Source organism: Pseudomonas sp. 1L-E-NC-VB-C3 (assembly GCF_057291535.1).
This window is the reverse complement of record NZ_JBXAWD010000009.1, coordinates 269,105-286,746: the sequence shown is the minus strand read 5'-3', so window position 1 is coordinate 286,746 and position 17,642 is coordinate 269,105. Positions and strand designations below refer to the sequence as shown.

Below are 17,642 nucleotides of genomic sequence, written 5' to 3'. Positions count from 1 at the left end.
TCGACTCGGTACTTCACGTCGGCGTATCTCTCACCAACAACTCGGTCAGTCCCCTCTCCCTTTGGGAGAGGGTTAGGGTGAGGGGCTTTTGATCTCAGCGCTTGCAGACCTCAGTTCGACTCGGTACTTCACGTCGGCGTATCTCTCACCAACAACTCGGTCAGTCCCCTCTCCCTTTGGGAGAGGGTTAGGGTGAGGGGCTTTTGATCTTCAGCGCGCAGCAACAACCTGCGCAGTGGCATCGCTAAAGTCGAACACCTTGCCACCCTGCGCCGCAGCGTATTGCTGGGCCTGGCCCTTGAGCAGAAATGCGCTGAGGCGACCCTTGGCGTCGCTGGCAAACCACGCTTGTTCGGCGAACAACTTGATCCCGCTGTCACTGGCCTGCGCATACACCGCACGAATGTTCTTGCCCTCCTGCTTCAACCCTGCCAACGCGGTGAAGGCCGCTTCAGCCGAGCCATAACGGCGGACTTTTTCCTCGCCACGCACCCAGATTTCCGCGACATGGCTGACGTCGGTGATGGCTCTGCCCGTCGCCGCATCCACGCCCGGCAATGGCGTCTGCGCGTAGTTGGCCAGTTGCGCGGTGTAATCGAGGTTCGCAGCCTTGAAGGCGGCGCGGATGTACTGGTCGTCGATGAAGCTGTTCAGGTCGAGCCCGCGATCGGCTTTCTTCAGCAGCTTCAAGGTATCGATGGCGGTACCGACAGCCTGGCGGTATTCAGGTTTCCAGCTCAGGTCGCGGGTCTGTACGCCGAGCGGGCCGTGAAACAGGTAGTTGACCTCGGCATCGACGCCGGTGACTTTGGCGATCAGTTCGCTGTACTTCTCGGGTTCGGCGGCAAGCAGTTGGTTGGCTTCGATGCTCGCGCGCAAATAGGCGACGACGATTTCCGGGTACTTCCTGGCGTAGGCCTGATCCACCAGTGCGCCATGGAAAGTCGGCGCGTTGGCCTGGGCGCCGTCGTAGATCTTGCGGGCGAAACCACGGCTCGGGAACAGCTCGGCGAACGGCACGAAATCGGCGTGGGCGTCGATCTTGCCGGCCTGCAATGCCGAGCCGGCGACTTCCGGTGGCTGGGCGATGATGTTGACATCCTTGAGCGGGTCCCAGCCCTGCTCTGCCACGGCGCGCAGCAACATGCCGTGAGCCGTCGAGGCGAACGGCACCGAAATGGTTTTGCCCTTGAGTTCACTCAAGCTCTGCACGGCCGAAGCGCTCGGCACGACGATGCCGTTGCCGCTGCCCTTGATGCTGCCCGACAGCACGCTGATGAACAGGCTGTGCTTGCCCGCCGTTTCGAACGCCACACCATTGAACGCACCGGGGAAATCGGCCATGGCGCCAAAGTCGAGTTTGCCGGCGACCATCTCGTTGGTCAGCGGCGCGCCACTGGTGAAATTCTTCCACTGCACGTCGTACTTCGCGTCTTTGTAGGCGCCATCGTGGGGCAGGTATTTTTCCAGCAGCCCCAGTTCCCTGATCAACAACCCGCCAGCGGCGCAGTTGATGGTGGTGTCCTGAGTGCCGATGGCGATGCGGATGGTTTCGGCCGAGGCCGACAAGGTGAATGAAGCCAGTACCAGACCGGCAAGTGCTGCACGCAACATGAGTGTTTCCCCTCGAATCATTTGTTTGAAGTTCGTCTCCGCCGCGATCAGGGCGCGGTGGGAAACGAGGGGTGTTTTGCATTCAGCGTCCGGGGTTCACCGGATGGCTATTGGATAATCACAATTGCAATGTGGGAGCGAGCCTGCTCGCGAAGGCGGCGGGTCAGTCACCATCATTGTTGAACGAACGATTGCTTTCGCGAGCAGGCTCGCTCCCACAATGGATTTGGGGTCAACGCAACAAATAGGGGATGTCGACTTTGACGGCCCCCGTCGGGCAATCCTTCTCGCACGGCATGCAGTACCAGCATTCATCGAACGCCATGTAGGCCTTTTGCGTGGCCGGGTTGATCGCCAGCAGGTCCATCGGGCAGACGTCGACGCACACGGTGCAGCCCTTTTCGGCGATGCATTTGTCCTCGTCCACGGTGACCGGGGCGTTGGAGCGGAAGAAGATTTCCTGAGCTTGATAAGCCATGGTTCGGACTCTCTTTCTAGTGATGCATCAAGCGGCGAAGGCGCCGACCCGCAGGCGGTCATAGGCCTGCATTTCTTCGGCATCGAGCGGGATGATGTAAGGCTCGACGGCTTTCTTGAAACTGGTCATGCGCCCGTCCTCGCCCTTCTTCAGATGGCAATGGCAGAACCACTCGGCGTCGTTGCGTTGCGGGTGATCGACGCGATAGTGGTACAAGCCCCAGCGGCTTTCAGCGCGGAACAACGAAGCGCGGGCGGCCATTTCGGCGCAATCGCGGATCACGCTGGTTTCCATCGCTCGCATCAGTTCGTGAGCGTTGTTGGCTTTCATCTGCTCGAGATCGTGCTCGATGTCGCTGAAACGCTGCAGGCCGATCTGCATCTTCTTGGTCACTTTCGGCGGTTGCAGGTAGTCGTTGACGAAGCGGCGCAGCTTGTATTCCACCTGCGCCGGTGGCAGGCCGTGTTCGCGGTCGAGCGGCGCGTAGACCCGGGCTTTTTCCTTGGCGATCTGCTCGCTGTCCAGTGCGGAAAACTCGCGGCCGGCGACAAAGTCTGCGGCGTTGTGCCCGGCGAACCAGCCGTAAGTGAACGCGCCAAGCATGTAATTGTGCGGCACCGCAGCCATGTCGCCGGCCGAATACAAGCCTTTCACTGAAGTCTCGGCACGCTCATTGACCCACACACCGGACGCCGAGTGGCCGCTACAAAAGCCGATTTCCGAAATGTGCATTTCAACCATCTGCGTGCGGTAGTCGGTGCCACGGTTGGCGTGGAACTGGCCACGGCTCGGGCGCTCATTGCTGTGCAGGATTTCCTCGATGTTCTGGATGGTTTCCTCGGCCAGGTGATCGAGTTTGAGGAACACCGGACCGTTGCCGCTCTCCAGTTCCTGATGGAACTCCCACATCATCTGTCCGCTCCAGTAGTCGCACTCGATGAAGCGTTCGCCCTTGTTGTTGGCGGTGTAGCCACCCAGCGGGCCGGTGACGTAGGCACAGGCCGGGCCGTTGTAATCCTTGATCAACGGGTTGATCTGAAAGCACTCGAGATTGGCCAGTTCGGCGCCGGCGTGATATGCAATCGCGTAGCCGTCGCCCGCATTGGTCGGGTTCTCGTAGGTGCCCATCAAGTAGCCAGACGATGGCAGACCCAGGCGTCCGGCCGCGCCGCAGGCGAGAATCACTGCTTTGGCCTTGATCACATGGAAGTCGGCGGTGCGGCAATCGAAGCCCATCACTCCGTTGACCGCGCCCTCCTCGTCGGTCAACAAACGCGTGCAGACCAGGCGATTGGTGATGCTCACCCGCGCACGTTTCAACTGCCGATACAGGACTTTCTTGATGTCGTGCCCTTCCGGCATCGGCAGCACATAGGCGCCCATGTGGTGGACCTTTTTTACCGCGTAGTCACCGGTCTCGTCTTTCTCGAACTTCACGCCCCAGCGGTCGAGTTGTTCGATGGTTTCAAAACTGTGCGTCGCATAGGCGTAGACCGCCGCCTGATTGACGATGCCGTCGTTGGCGATGGTGATTTCCTTGGTGTACTGCTCCGGCGTCGAGTGGCCGGGGATGATCGCGTTGTTCAGGCCGTCCATGCCCATGCTGATCGCGCCGCTGCGCTTGACGTTGGCCTTGTCGACCAGCAAAACGCGCAAATCGCGGTTGTTCTCTTTGGCCTTGATCGCCGCCATCGGCCCGGCCGTACCACCGCCAATCACGACGATGTCGTATTCCTGTTCTAGAACGTTGCGGGTCATGCCTGCTCCCCTTTTTGCCGGTCGATCCGCAGGCGGTACTGGAACGCATCGCCACGGTAATAAAGGTGTTCGAAGTCCAGCGGCTGGCCGTGGGCATCGTGGGTCAGGCGCTCGATGCGCATGATCGGCGAGCCCGCTTCGACGCTGAGTGCCTGGGTCAGGTCGCTGTCGGCCAGCACCGCATCGATGGCCAGATCGGCGTGGCCGAGGGCGATGCCGCAGTCGTTTTCCAGAATCAGAAAGATGTCGCGAGTGACCAGATCAGCCTTCTCCAGCCGTTCGCCGACGGCTTTGGGCAGGTAGGTAATTTCCAGCGAGATCGGCTCGCGGTTGATCAGGCGCACGCGTTTGATCTGCGCGACGATCTCACCTTCGGCCACCTGCAGACGCTCGGCCACACGCTTGTCGGCCGGAATGAATTTGAAACTGCGCAGGCGGTTGATCACCTCGTAGCCGCGCCCGGTCATCGACTCGGCGAGGCCTTGCAGGCTGCTGACGTTCTGAAAGGTTTTCGGCTTGGCGACAAAGGTGCCCTTGCCATGGATTTTGAAGATCAGCCCTTCTTTCTGCAGATCGCCCAAGGCCTGGCGCACGGTGATGCGGCTGACTTTGAACAGCGCACCCAGCTCGCTTTCGGAAGGCATTTGACTGTCTTGCGGGTATTCACCGTCGAGAATCCGCGCACGCAGGACGTCGCGCAGTTGGGTGTGCAGCGGAACGCTACTGAGGGAGAGAACGTTATCGGTCATCACGGAATCACTTGTCATAACGAGTTATGACGTGATCTTAGAGATGTGATGACGAGGTTGAGAAATATTGTTTGGGCATAACCTTAGATGCGTGTTGCGCCGGCAAAACCTGTGGGAGCGAGCCTGCTCGCGAAAGCGGTGTGTCAGTCACCCAAGATACTGACTGACAGAATGCTTTCGCGAGCAGGCTCGCTCCCACAGGGGATCGTGAGCTATTCAGCGTTTGAGTATCCGGTCCATGACCCAGTCGGTCTTGACGGCTTGCTCGGCCACGGCGGGGTGCTGTGAATCACCCCGAATATGCGCATTCATCCCCAGCACGTGATGCCACTGGATATGCTCGTGATGGGCAATCTCCAGGCTGATCTGCTCGTCGGCAAACAGCTGCACCGGATGTTCATCAAACACCGAAAACCCGATCCGCCCTTTGCTGCCGATAATCTCGACGCGATCCTCACGGCGGTCCGCAACAAAGTTCCAACAGCCCATGCCCAGCGCTCCGGAAGCGAACCGCCACGTGGCGCTGACCGCATCTTCGGCGGCGTACAGACCCGCCTGACGCGCGGTGAAACCGGCGACCTCAACGATGTCGCCAAGCAGATACTGGAACAGGTCCAGGCCATGGCTGGCCAGGTCGGCAAAGTAGCCGCCGCCAGCCACCGCAGGGTCGGTGCGCCAATTATCGCGACCCTCAAGATCAGCCGGCGACGGCGCTTTGGTCAGCGTCCAGCTCATATGCCGGACATCACCGATGCGGCCCTCCTCCAGCCAATGCCGCACCTGGGCAAAGCGCGGTAGCGAGCGGCGGTAATACGAGACGAACAAGTGCAGACCGGCAGCGACAAACGCTTGCTGCATCTCGCGGCTTTGCCCGGCGTTGAGCGCCATGGGCTTTTCCACGCAGCAATGCTTGCCGGCGGCGGCGACTTTCAGGCTGTAGGCATGGTGGCTGTCGGGCGGCGTGGCGATGTACACCGCGTCCACCTCGGGATCGTTGATCAGCGCATCGACATCGGTGTAGACGCGACTAATGCCGTGGCGCGCAGCGTAGTCGGTCACCGCTTCGAGGCGACGGCCCATTACCGCAATCAGCGCCGAACCGGGCGCCTTGTAAAAGGCCGGCCCGCTCTTGCGTTCAGCGACGCTACCGCAACCGATCATGCCCCAGCGCACCACGTTCATCTTCAGTCCTCAGCCGATGCGCAGCGCGCGCAGATCAAGGCGTCCGTCCTTGAGCGGCGGGCACCAGTAGTAGCCGCCGGTGATTGGTCGGCTGATCTGGTACAAGCCATCGGCAATACCGTCTTCCAGACCGCTCATACGGCGCAGCTGCGCTTCGAAGGCATCGAGGGAGAAACCGAAAGCGAGGAACATCAAACCGGCACGATCGCCTTCGATCCACGGCATCGAACGGCGCACGACGAACGCTTCCGGCGCGAAGCTTTCCTGCGCGGTGCGTTTAACGTGGGCGGAGATCGGCGCGTCGTCGATTTCTTCGTTATCGCTCAAGCGCCGCCCCATGATGTCGTCCTTGGCACCGGCAGACAGGCGATGAAAGCCCTTGAGGTCGTGCTGCCATTGCTGGATCGCGGCGAAGCTGCCACCGACCAGTCCATCAGCACCACTGCTTAGCAGTGCGGCGGCGACAGCGGCGTCATCGTGGGGGTTTTCCGTGCCGTCTTCGTAACCGGTGAGGTCGTGGCCGTCCATGTGGCGGAAGGCTTCCTGCATCTCGACCAGACGCAAGGCCGGGGCCAGCGCGGCTTCGATAGCGTTGCAGCGGTTGAGCAGCTCACCACGGTCAACACCGTGCAGCCAGATCCACAGGGCATGCTGGGTCGACGGGTTATTCACGCCAACTCCGGTCAGCGCCGGGAAGCTGCGCAGGCCATCGATCTCTACGTTCAGCGCCTTGGTCAACGACTCACCAAAGCCAACCACCGCCGACTTGCCATCCACCAGCATCAGCAGGTTGTCGATCGCCTGCGGCAAGGCTTCAACCGACGCCAGGGCGAAAAACAGATGACGTGCTTGCGCAGGAACAGGGGTAGCGAGAATGCCCGGCTGGTAGTAACTCATGTGAACTCCTTGAAAAAGTGCGCGGAGTTTACCTGTAGCCGGATCGTTTGTGTGGGTAACGAGAGCGTCGTCGTTCAGCGTTCACCGCCTTCGATCAACGCCCTCAATGCCAGCGCATCGGCGGTGGCGGCACCGCTGGCGGTGTTGTCGAAGATGCACCAGATGTCTCTGCCGTCGGCCTTCGCGCGCCGCAGGTTCTGAGCGAGCTGTTGCAGATAAGCCGCTTCATAAGCGCTGTGATAAATCCGTGGCGAGCCGTGCAGGCGCCAATACTGCAGGCCTTGCCATCCACCCGGCGCGGTGTCGCTGCTGATCCGCGAGGGATCGACCACTGCCTGGGCAATCTGCAAATCCACCAGCATTGCCTCTGCCTCAGTCCACGATTCGTGTCGTGGCTCAAGCACCACACTGCCTTTGTACCGCTCGCGCAGGGCACGAAAAAACGCCTCGGCCACCGGAGCATCGAAAGCAAGTTTCGGTGGCAGTTGCACTAGCAGGCAACCGAGTCGATCACCCAAGCCCTGGCATTGCCCGAGAAACTCATCGAGCGCGGCCGCGCTGTCCGCCAGCCGCTGTTCATGGGTGATGAGCTTCGGCACTTTCACGGCGAAGCGAAAGTCCGGCGCCACCGAGTCGGCCCAGCGCTCGTAGGTCTGGCGCCGATGCGGGCGGTAGAACGAGCTGTTGATCTCCACACAGTTGAAGCGCGCGGCGTAGCGTTGCAGGTGCGTGCCCTCGGCGGGGAATGCCGGCCAGTGCTCGCGCCCGAGACTCCAGCCGGCGCAACCGATGTAGATGGTTGACTCGTTCAAGCGCACACCGTCATTTCTTCCCGGGCAACACGGCGCCCAACACCTGCTTGGCGGTCTGCACAATCACCCCGGCTTCGTCCGGATCGCCCTTGAGCAGGGTCGTGGCGAATTTCTTCGCTTGCTCAAGCTTGATGTGCGGTGGCAGCGGCGGCACGTTCGGGTCGGTCTTGAACTCGATCAGCACCGGCACTTCCGAGGCGAGTGCCTGTTCCCACGCAGCGGCGACCTCTTCCTCGCGATCAACGAAAATGCCCTTCAGACCGATGGAAATCGCGAACAGGTGATACGGCACGTCCGGGATGCTCTGCGACGCTTCGAACTTCGGATCGCCCTCCATCACCCGCTGCTCCCAGGTGACCTGGTTGAGATCCTCGTTGTTGAACACCGCGCAGATCCATTTCGGGCTCTGCCATTGTCGCCAGTATTTGGCGACAGTGATCAGCTCGGCCATGTTGTTCATCTGCATCGCGCCATCGCCGACCAGGGCAATGACCGGGCGTTCCGGGTAAGCAAATTTCGCCGCGATCGCATAGGGCACCGCCGCGCCCATCGAGGCCAGACCACCGGACAACGAGCATTTCATGCCGCGACGGATTTTCAGGTCACGGGCGAACCAGTTGGCGCAGGAGCCGGAATCGCTAGTGATGATTGCCTGCTCAGGCAAGCGCGGTGACAACTCGTAGACCACTCGTTGCGGGTTGACTGGATCGGCTTTGGCCATGGCGCGTTTTTCCAGGGTTTTCTCCCAACTGCTGCGCCAGCCTTCGATCTTCTTGCGCCACTTGTTCGAGGTTTTCTGTTCCAGCAAGGGCAGCAACGCGGCAAGGGTTTCCGCTGAATCGCCGACCAGATTGACCTCCATCGGATAGCGGAGGCTGAGCATGTCCGGCTGCAGATCGATTTGAACCCCGCGCGCCTGGCCTTCCTTGGGCAGAAACTCGGAATACGGGAAGCCCGAACCGATCATCAGCAAGGTGTCGCATTCGCTCATCAGCTTGTAGCTGGGCTCGGTGCCAAGCAGGCCGATGCTGCCGGTCACCCACTGCAAGTCATCGGGGAGTGCCGCTTTGCCAAGCAAGGCTTTAGCGACACCGGCACCGAGTTTTTCTGCCACAGCGATGACCAGATCGGTCGCCTCCAGCGCACCGGCACCGACCAGAATCGCGACTTTCTCGCCGCTATTCAGTACCTCGGCGGCGCGTTGCAGATCGGCTGCATAAGGAACGACTTTCGGCTTGCTGTAGCCGACGCCGGAATGCGCGGTGCCATGGGCGCGCGCCGGTTGTTCGTAAGGCAGGTCCTGCAAGTCATTGGGCAGAATCAGCGCGGTGACGCGGCGCTCGCCGACCGCAGTGCGCACCGCACGATCAAGCAGATGGCGCACTTGCGACGGCGCCGAAGCCTGCTGCACAAACGCACCGGCGACATCCTTGAACATCGACACCAGATCCAGCTCCTGCTGGTAGTGACTGCCCAGCGCTGTACGCGCCTGCTGACCGACAATGGCCAGCACCGGCATGTGGTCCATGCGCGCATCGTAGAGGCCGGTGATCAGGTGCGAAGCGCCGGGACCCGAGGTGGCGATGCAGACGCCCAGCTCGCCAGTGAACTTGGCGTGGGCCGAGGCCATGAACGCAGCCATTTCCTCGTGCCGTGCCTGAACGAATTCGATCTTGCCTTTGGCCCGGCTCATGGCGCCGAACACGCCGTTGATGCCATCCCCCGGATAACCAAAAATCCGCGTGACGCCCCATTCGCTGAGCCGCTCAACCAGAAAATCACCAACTGTCATCGTCATCTTGACCCTCGCCATTTACCGCTGCATGGACATGTAAGGGTCTGGACAGCCCGCTGCGCGATGAAGTTTCGCTGGATTGTCCGGGCATCAACTTCGGCGCCGTGTTTGCGCGGAAATGATTTTTTGAGGCGTGCGCCCTGCTCTGTGGTCGATTGAGAAATGATCGAAGGAGGATGGGCCATGACTGAAGTACAAACCCTGCTGCTGCAACGCAATGACTGGGTGCCGAACAATCCGCGTCTGCCAGTGCTGATCTACCGCAGCGCGATTGCCGTTGAAGGCGACGATCCGGCGGCACGCTTCGAGCAAACCTTCGGCGCCAATGGCTGGCCGGCGCAGTGGCGCTACGGCATTTATGACTATCACCACTATCACACTGAAGGCCACGAAGTGCTTGGCGTGGCGGCCGGTCAGGCGCGGTTGATGTTGGGCGGGCCTGACGGGCAAGCCGTCGACGTCAGCGCCGGGGATGTGCTGTTGCTGCCGGCCGGAACCGGGCACTGCAATCTGGGATCGAGTGAGGATTTTCTCGTGGTGGGTGCTTATCCGCCGGGGCAGCAGGCGGATATTTGCCGGGCCGCGCCGAGTGATGCGCAGTTGGCGCAGATCGCGGGGCTGGCGTTTCCTGAGACAGATCCGGTGCAGGGAGTCGGGGGTGCAGTTGGGCGGTATTGGAGCCATTAGGCGCGGCGACCCTGCCGACGCTTCGCGAGCAGGCTCGCTCCCACAATGAATACGGGTGAACCCTGTTTCTCTGTCCAATACATACCCTGTGGGAGCGAGCCTGCTCGCGAAGGCGGCAGATCGGTTTACATCATTCAATATGAATAACCGCACTCACCGCTGGCACCCGCCGGAAATTTTCCCTACGGTGTCTACCTGTTCTCTCCCAGCATCGACGAGGTCCGTTTCATGAGCAATGCGTCTTACGTTCCGCCCAAGGTCTGGAAACACGAAGCCCCTTCCGGCGGCCACTTCGCCAGCATCAACCGGCCGATCGCCGGGCCGACCCACGACAAGCAACTGCCGGTCGGCAAGCATCCGTTGCAGCTGTATTCGCTGGCCACGCCCAACGGCGTCAAGGTCACCATCATGCTCGAAGAGTTGCTCGCACTCGGGCACAGCGAGGCCGAATACGATGCGTGGCTGATCCGCATTGGCGAAGGCGATCAGTTCTCCAGCGGCTTTGTCGAGGTCAACCCGAACTCGAAAATCCCGGCGCTGCTGGACCGCAGCGTCGAGCCGCCGATCCGGGTGTTCGAGTCCGGCTCGATCCTGCTGTATCTCGCGGAAAAGTTCGGCGCCTTGCTGCCCAAGGATCCGGCCGGTCGCACCGAAACCCTCAACTGGCTGTTCTGGCAAATGGGCTCGGCGCCGTACCTGGGCGGCGGTTTCGGGCATTTCTACGCGTATGCGCCGGAGAAGCTCGAATACCCGATCAACCGCTTCACCATGGAAGCCAAACGGCAGCTGGATGTGCTCAACCGCCGTCTCGCCGACAACGCCTATCTGGCCGGCGACGATTACACCATCGCCGACATTGCCGTGTGGCCCTGGTACGGGCAACTGGTGCGCAACAACGTTTACTCGGCGGCGGAATTTCTCGCCGCGCACGAGTACACCCATGTGCAGCGCTGGGCGGAAGAAATCGCCAAGCGGCCAGCGGTCATCCGTGGGCAGCGAGTGAATCGCACCTGGGGTGATGAAGACAGTCAGGTGCCGGAGCGGCATGAGGCGAAGGATCTGGACTGATAGCAAAAACCGCATAACCCTGTGGGAGCGAGCCTGCTCGCGAAAGCGTCGTATCAGACAACGCATCTGTTGAATGACACACCGCCTTCGCGAGCAGGCTCGCTCCCACATTTGCGTCCGAAGGCCATCAATCCAATTGTGAAAAAATCATTAACTAACTGACTCGTACGGGTTTATTCCCCCGGAAACTTCCGACATACTAATGCGAATAATTCTTACATTCACTCGCATTAGTTTCGTTTGGGTAAATCTTGGGGAAGCAGATAGATGTCGTTTCACACCATTCACCGCCGCTCGAACCTTTCACCTAACCTCCTCGCACTCGCCATCGGCATGGCCAGCATCGCTCCTGCGTTGGCTGAAGAAACCGCAGCCACTGCGCCCGCCAATGGCCCGCTGGAACTGCAAGCAACCGAAATCGGCGCTACGCAGATGAGCAGCACCACCGAAGACACGCAGTCCTACACCACCGGCCCGATGCAGACCGCGACCAAGCTGTCGCTGACCATGCGCGAAACGCCGCAGGCGGTGACGGTGATCACCCGTCAGCGCATGGACGACCAGAACATGACCAGCGTCAACGACGTGGTGCGCGGCACGCCGGGGCTGTTCCTCAGCGAGGCCAGCGGCCCGGGCCGGCAGACTTACAAGGCGCGCGGTTTCGACATCGACAACATCATGTACGACGGCCTGCCCAGCTCGTATTCGCCGTACACCCTGGCGGTGCAACCGAACCTGGCGATGTTTGATCGCGTGGAAATCGTCCGTGGCGCGACCGGCCTGGTCACCGGTGCCGGCAACCCGTCGGCGGCGATCAACATGGTGCGCAAGCGTCCAACCGCTGATCAGCGCGTAACCCTCACCGGCGCCGCCGGCAGCTGGGATGACTACCGTGGCGAAGTCGATGCCTCCAGCCCGCTGAACGACAGCGGCACCCTGCGTGGCCGGGTGGTGACGTCGTATCAGGGCGCGGACAGCTTCCGCGACAAGGAAGAAAACGATCACGGCCTGTTCTACGCCATCGGTGAAGCCGACCTGAGTGACAGCACCACCGCGACCCTCGGTTTCTCCCGGCAGAACGATCAGACCAACTATTTCTGGGGCGGCCTGCCGATCGGCGAAAACGGCCACCACCTCGACCTGCCCCGCTCCACCTACCCGGGCACCGATTGGGAAAACCGCAAGCTGCAGGTCGACACCGTGTTCGGTGAAGTCGAACACCGTTTCGCCAATGACTGGAAACTGCACCTCGGCGGCTCGACTTCGACAACCGAAGGCGAATTCTCCGGCACGTACCTGTCGCGTTACGACGGCCCGCTGGAAACCACCGCCTACCAATCGCACCACACCGACAAGCAACGCGCCTTCGACGGTTTCGCCAGCGGCCCGTTCGAAGCGTTCGGCCGCACTCACGAACTGGTGGTCGGCGCCAGCAACCGCGTGTACGACGCCACCACCAAGGAATACTCGCCCTACGACACAGGTCTGCCGATCGCCGCGCCCAAGCCTGACTTCGTGCGCAGTGGCAAGTCGCGTAACGTCACCACCCAGGACGCGGTTTACCTGACCACGCGCTTGAGCCTGGCCGACCCGCTGACGTTGATCCTCGGCAGCCGCCTGGACTGGTATGACTACGACGATCGCAGTGCCGACGGCGACTTCAAGGTCACGCGCAACCTGACCCGTTACGCCGGCCTGATCTACAAACTCGATGACCATCATTCGGTCTACGCCAGCTACACCGATATCTTCACCCCGCAAACCCAGAAGGACCTCGGCGGCAAAGTGCTCGAGCCGATCGTCGGTGAAAACTACGAAGTCGGAATCAAGGGCGAATATTTCAACGGCGCGCTGAACGGCAGCGTGGCGGTGTTCCAGATGGACCAGACCAACCGCGCCACCCAGGCGGCGACCCAGCTCGGCTGCCCGGAACTGACCTGCTACGAAACCTCCGGCAAAGTTCGCGCCCAAGGCGTGGACATGGAACTGCAAGGTGCGCTGACCGAGCAATGGCAAGTCGGCGCCGGCTACACCTACACCCGCGCCCACTACATCAAGGACGAAAACCCGGCCAACAATAACCAGAAATTCGACACTGACATGCCGGAGCACCTGTTCAAGGTCTCCACCGTGTACCGCTTCAAAGGCCCGCTGGAAAAACTGCGCGTGGGCGGCAACGTCTACTGGCAGAGCCGCATGTACAACGACATCGCTCTGGCCAACGGCGGCAGCTATCGTCTCGAACAGGGCGGCTACGCGGTCACCGACCTGATGGCCGGTTACGAGGTCAACAAGCACCTCGACCTGCAGGTCAACGCCAACAACATCTTTGACCGCAAGTACTATTCCTCCATCGGCACCGACGTGACCTGGGGCTCGACCGATAACTACGGCACCCCGCGCAGCTACATGATGACGGCCAAGTACAAGTTCTGAGGCGATAGCGCTCAGCAAGCACCACACAGAGCGCCGGGAGTTTTCCCGGCGCCCTTTTTTGCAGGTTCATTAGGCATGTCCGGCGTTTACCGATAGTCTCTGGCGACACTTTCGCGAAGCGCCGGCCATGCCCCAGACAGATTTCTCCTCCGACCTCGAAGCCATCGGCAGCATTGACGCCGTGCCGGTGATCCTGAGCATGGTCAAGCACATGACCGGCATGCGCTTCGCCGCCGTAGCGCGGGTTACCGAGAGCAAGTGGATCGCCTGCGCCGTGGATGATTCGATTGACTTCGGCCTGTTGCCTGGCGGCGAGCTGGTGCTGGAATCGACGATTTGCCATGAAATCCGTCAGCACCATCAGCCGGTGATCTTCGGCCATGCCAGCCAGCACCCGCTGTTCTCCACGCACCACACGCCGAAAACCTACGGTCTGGAAAGCTACATTTCCATTCCCATCATCAAGGCCGATGGCGAGTTTTTCGGCACACTCTGCGCCATTGATTCGGTTCCGGCGAACCTCGACGACCCGGCCATCGAAAAGACCCTCACCCTCTTCGCCCAGCTGATTGCGATGAGCCTGGATACCCAGGGCCATTTGCACGCGACCAAAACCGCGCTGGCCGATGCCAACGAATTGGGCCGCCTGCGCGAGCAGTTCATCGCCGTACTGGGCCATGACTTGCGCACGCCACTCAGTGCCATTCGCATGAGTGCCGACCTGCTGCAAAGCAAAGCCGAAGACAAGCGCTCGCGCACGCTGCTATCGGCGATCCGTACCAGTTCGGTGCGCATGGGCGTGCTGATCGAAAACATCCTCGACTTTGCCCGGGGTCGGCTCGGCAGCGGGATTCCGGTGCAACGCAAACTGGTCGATGACTTGCAGCAAACGCTGCGCCAGACCCTTGAAGAAATCCAGGTGGCGTACCCGCAGGCGAAGTTCATTGATTCGCTTGAGGTACCGACCGGGGTCTATTGCGACCCGTTGCGCATCAGCCAGTTGTTGTCGAATCTGCTGGGCAACGCGGTGACCCACGGTTCTACGGCCGAACCGATCGTGCTCAAGGCGTTTGCCGAGGGCGATGAGATGGTGATTTCGCTGACCAACCAGGGCGCGCCGATTCCACCCGCGCTGATGCCGCTGCTGTTTGAACCGTTCTCACGTTCCGAAGCCGGTCAGCGCAATGAAGGGCTGGGGCTGGGCTTGTACATTGCCGGGCAAATTGCCAATGCGCACAACGGCACCTTGACCGTGACGTCCGACAGCGAGGCAGGCACCTGTTTCGTGGCGCGCTTCCCTGCCCGCTTCAAATGGGTCTGAGCGCCGTTCTAAGTATTCAGTGGTGTCTGCGGCGTATCCGGATTGAGCTGGCGGCGACGAAACTGCCCCGGTGGCTGGCCATGAATCTGGCGAAAACGCCGGGAGAAATAGGCCTCATCAGCAAATCCACACAGCCGCGCGACCTCGCCCACCGAGCGCGTACTGTTGAGGAGGAAGTTGCGCGCCGCGTGCATGCGCCGCTCCAGCACCAGCTCGGTGAACGTTTTGCCGATCTCCTTGCGCAGCCAGTGCGTCAGGTAAGTCGGTGACAGATAGGTCGCAGCGGCGACTTTGATCAGGTTGAGATCAGGATCGGCGATGTTCTTCCGCAAGTATTCGAACATGCGGCTCAAGGCGTCGCGACGGCTGTTCTCGGCGGCATTCTCTTCCGCCAGGCGCTTGAGCGGCTCGGCATAAAGAAAACACACGCTGCCGATCATCTGCAGCAACAAGCCCTTGAGCATTTCTCGCGTGCCGAACTGACGGTTCTCATCAAGGCTGCGCATCTGCTCGATCAGGCCGCAGACCTGAGCGAAATCATCATCGCCCAAAATGAAATCCAGGTGCTCCTGAAAGCGGAACGGCGACAGTTCAGGCGCGAGCAGGATTGAAACCTCTTCCAGATCCATCGGGTCGCACTGTAGATGCGGCAAGAGGAACGTCTGGGAAAAATTGATGACGATGAAATTGCTGTCCTCGGGATGCGGAATCACATGCACGCGGTGCGGCAGGATGAACGCCAGAGTGTTGCGCGGGAACGGCCGCTGCACGCTGCCGATGTGCTGCACGGTGTCGCCACCGAGGTTGATCTGGATTTGAAAATACTCATGCCGGTGAGGCGCGGTTTCGGCGCGCCGACCCTTTTTGTCGCGAATGTAGAAATCGGTCAATTCGCTGCGTTGCTGCATGACGTAGGTCGGGATACGGCTGGGTGAAGACATGGGCGGGAGGTCCTCCGGGCAGTGAGGTGGCGCCCGTCATCTTGCAGGGTTGTGCGGTGGGCGGCAACGAGTCATACGATGACGTTGTCTTTTTTGAAAGAAGCATCGCGATGAGCCTGTCCAAAAACCGCACCACTATAAAAATACAGATATTCGTTGTTTTTCAGATATTTGTGATTTAAACCTGATCTTTATTCTCAAGACAAATCGTATTTATCTTTTTGGACACGTTCGCCAAATCCACTTTTTTCAAGAAAAAACGTTCTAACCCATCGGTTGATTTAGCACCGTTGTACGACCACTGTAATGACCAACGCAGCCCAACCTCTTTCAAAAACAATCAAAGGTGCGCACGTCATGATCCTGCTATTTCCCCTCGCCGCCCCGCCCGACCTTCCCTTGAAATCAGTCGCAGAAAGACGTTCCTGAACGTCTGAAAACCGCGCTGCAACCCGTTCGATTGCCTTGCCCCCCACGTTGCGGGCAACGGCATCGGCTGCTCGAAAAATCTCGACTCTTCTAACAATAACGAGGTCTCCGCATGTCCAACTCCCATTCTTCCAGTGCCACGGTGCCGCCGGTGATCGCCGGTGCACGCGATGCCGTTTCGGCGCAGCGTCTGCCTACGCGGCGGCGCTGGTTCATGCTGTCGTTGCTGCTGATTGCGACGATCATCAATTACATCGACCGGGTGAACATTTCGATTGCCGCGCCGTTCATGGCCAAGGACCTGGGCCTGGACAAGATCGAAATGGGCCTGATCTTTTCCGCCTTCGCCTGGACCTATGCCTTGGCGCTGGTGCCGGCCGGCTTCATCGCTGATCGGTTTGGCTCGCGCTTCACCTACGGCGTATCGCTGATCAGTTGGTCGACCGTCACCGTTTGCCAAGGTTTCGCCACGGGATTTGCCTCGCTGTTCGGCCTGCGCCTGGCGGTCGGCGCCATGGAAGCCCCGGCTTTTCCGGCCAACAGCCGCGCCGTGACGGTGTGGTTCCCGGCGCGGGAACGCGGGATGGCCAGCAGCATTTACGTGTGCGGTCAGTACCTCGGCACGGCGCTGTTCACCGGCGCGCTGCTGTGGCTGGCGACCACCTTCGACTGGCGCCACGTGTTCTACAGCACCGGCGCACTCGGCATCGTCTTCGGTGTGCTGTGGCTGTACCTGTATCGCGATCCGCTGAACTGCAAAAAAGTCAGCCAGGAAGAATTGAAGTACATCGAAACCGGCGGCGGCCTGGTCAAGAGCAGCCAGGAGCGCACCCGTTTCAACTGGCGGCAGATCGCCGAGCTGTTCAGCTATCGGCAGATCTGGGCGATCTGCATCGGCAAATTCGCCAGCACCTCGGCGCTGTACTTCTTCCTCACCTGGTTCCCGACCTACCTGATCGAAGAACGCAAACTGACCATGATCAAGGCCGGGATCTTTGCCGTGCTGCCCTTCGTCGGTGCGACGGTGGGGATTCTGCTGGCCGGCATCGTTTCCGACTTGCTGATCCGTCGCGGCTACTCGATGTCGTTTGCGCGCAAGTTGCCGCTGGTGGTCGGTTCGATGCTGGGCATGTCGATCGTGCTGGTGAATTTCACCGACTCCAACCTGATCTGCATCGCCGTGTTGACCATCGCGTTCTTCGCCCAAGGCATCGCGTCCTCATCGTGGGCGGCGGTATCGGAAGTGGCGCCAAAAGAGCTGATCGGCCTCACCGGCGGCATTACCAGCCTGGCGGCGAACATCGGCGGCATCGTCACGCCGATCGTGATCGGCGCCATCGTCCACGCCACCGGCACCTTCGCCTATGCCTTCTGGTTTATTGGCGGCGTCGCGCTGATCGGCACGCTCTCCTATTCGTTGTTGCTCGGACGTCTGTACCGCATCGAGCTGAAGGTGCGCTGAGGCGAAAAGCCCG

The 17,642-nt window shown here is 60.6% G+C and carries 14 protein-coding genes; 5 read left to right on the top strand and 9 right to left on the bottom strand.

Annotated features, from left to right (window positions below):
- Positions 1-210: 210 nt before the first annotated feature.
- The 8 genes from AC0Z5Z_RS17030 to AC0Z5Z_RS16995 form a co-directional block, all read right to left on the bottom strand.
- Entirely contained in the window at positions 211-1,635 is a 1,425-nt protein-coding gene (locus AC0Z5Z_RS17030) for an ABC transporter substrate-binding protein (RefSeq protein ID WP_485611383.1), read from the bottom strand.
- A gap of 211 nt (positions 1,636-1,846) precedes the next feature.
- A complete protein-coding gene (locus tag AC0Z5Z_RS17025; RefSeq protein ID WP_003225615.1) occupies positions 1,847-2,092 on the bottom strand; it encodes a 4Fe-4S dicluster domain-containing protein in 246 nt (81 codons plus the stop codon).
- 27 nt (positions 2,093-2,119) lie between these two features.
- Positions 2,120-3,850: a fumarate reductase/succinate dehydrogenase flavoprotein subunit gene (locus AC0Z5Z_RS17020; RefSeq protein WP_485611382.1), complete on the bottom strand. Its 1,731-nt coding sequence runs from the start codon at positions 3,848-3,850 to the stop codon at positions 2,120-2,122.
- Positions 3,847-4,599 carry a GntR family transcriptional regulator gene (locus AC0Z5Z_RS17015; protein ID WP_236169017.1) on the bottom strand — a complete coding sequence of 251 codons (753 nt, stop codon included), beginning with the start codon at positions 4,597-4,599 and terminating at the stop codon, positions 3,847-3,849. The genes AC0Z5Z_RS17020 and AC0Z5Z_RS17015 overlap by 4 nt, the downstream gene beginning before the upstream one ends.
- Positions 4,600-4,815: 216 nt before the next feature.
- Positions 4,816-5,781 (bottom strand): Gfo/Idh/MocA family protein, encoded by a 966-nt coding sequence (locus tag AC0Z5Z_RS17010; RefSeq protein WP_442101731.1) that lies wholly within the window; start codon positions 5,779-5,781, stop codon positions 4,816-4,818.
- Between the two features lie 9 nt (positions 5,782-5,790).
- Positions 5,791-6,678 carry a Dyp-type peroxidase gene (locus AC0Z5Z_RS17005; RefSeq protein ID WP_056785150.1) on the bottom strand — a complete coding sequence of 296 codons (888 nt, stop codon included), beginning with the start codon at positions 6,676-6,678 and terminating at the stop codon, positions 5,791-5,793.
- Between the two features lie 74 nt (positions 6,679-6,752).
- Positions 6,753-7,490 carry a DUF72 domain-containing protein gene (locus AC0Z5Z_RS17000; RefSeq protein WP_485611381.1) on the bottom strand — a complete coding sequence of 246 codons (738 nt, stop codon included), beginning with the start codon at positions 7,488-7,490 and terminating at the stop codon, positions 6,753-6,755.
- A 10-nt stretch (positions 7,491-7,500) separates the two neighbouring features.
- Positions 7,501-9,288 (bottom strand): thiamine pyrophosphate-requiring protein, encoded by a 1,788-nt coding sequence (locus AC0Z5Z_RS16995; RefSeq protein ID WP_041478664.1) that lies wholly within the window; start codon positions 9,286-9,288, stop codon positions 7,501-7,503.
- A 180-nt stretch (positions 9,289-9,468) separates the two neighbouring features.
- Here AC0Z5Z_RS16995 and AC0Z5Z_RS16990 point away from each other — a divergent pair, with 180 nt between their 5' ends.
- From AC0Z5Z_RS16990 to AC0Z5Z_RS16975, 4 genes are all read left to right on the top strand, one after another.
- Entirely contained in the window at positions 9,469-9,972 is a 504-nt protein-coding gene (locus AC0Z5Z_RS16990; protein WP_082530268.1) for a cupin, read from the top strand.
- A 228-nt stretch (positions 9,973-10,200) separates the two neighbouring features.
- Complete coding sequence (gene yghU, locus AC0Z5Z_RS16985) at positions 10,201-11,040, top strand: glutathione-dependent disulfide-bond oxidoreductase (RefSeq protein WP_423518970.1); 840 nt, start codon at positions 10,201-10,203, stop codon at positions 11,038-11,040.
- Between the two features lie 267 nt (positions 11,041-11,307).
- Positions 11,308-13,476, top strand: a complete 2,169-nt coding sequence (locus tag AC0Z5Z_RS16980; RefSeq protein ID WP_485611380.1) for a TonB-dependent siderophore receptor — start codon at positions 11,308-11,310, stop codon at positions 13,474-13,476.
- A gap of 127 nt (positions 13,477-13,603) precedes the next feature.
- Positions 13,604-14,797: a GAF domain-containing sensor histidine kinase gene (locus tag AC0Z5Z_RS16975; RefSeq protein WP_485611379.1), complete on the top strand. Its 1,194-nt coding sequence runs from the start codon at positions 13,604-13,606 to the stop codon at positions 14,795-14,797.
- Positions 14,798-14,805: 8 nt separating this feature from the next.
- Here the strand turns inward: AC0Z5Z_RS16975 and AC0Z5Z_RS16970 are convergent, their stop codons facing one another.
- Positions 14,806-15,738, bottom strand: a complete 933-nt coding sequence (locus AC0Z5Z_RS16970) for a helix-turn-helix transcriptional regulator (RefSeq protein WP_252877973.1) — start codon at positions 15,736-15,738, stop codon at positions 14,806-14,808.
- Positions 15,739-16,279: 541 nt separating this feature from the next.
- Here AC0Z5Z_RS16970 and AC0Z5Z_RS16965 point away from each other — a divergent pair.
- A complete protein-coding gene (locus tag AC0Z5Z_RS16965; RefSeq protein WP_056785134.1) occupies positions 16,280-17,629 on the top strand; it encodes an MFS transporter in 1,350 nt (449 codons plus the stop codon).
- The last annotated feature ends 13 nt before the right edge of the window (positions 17,630-17,642 follow it).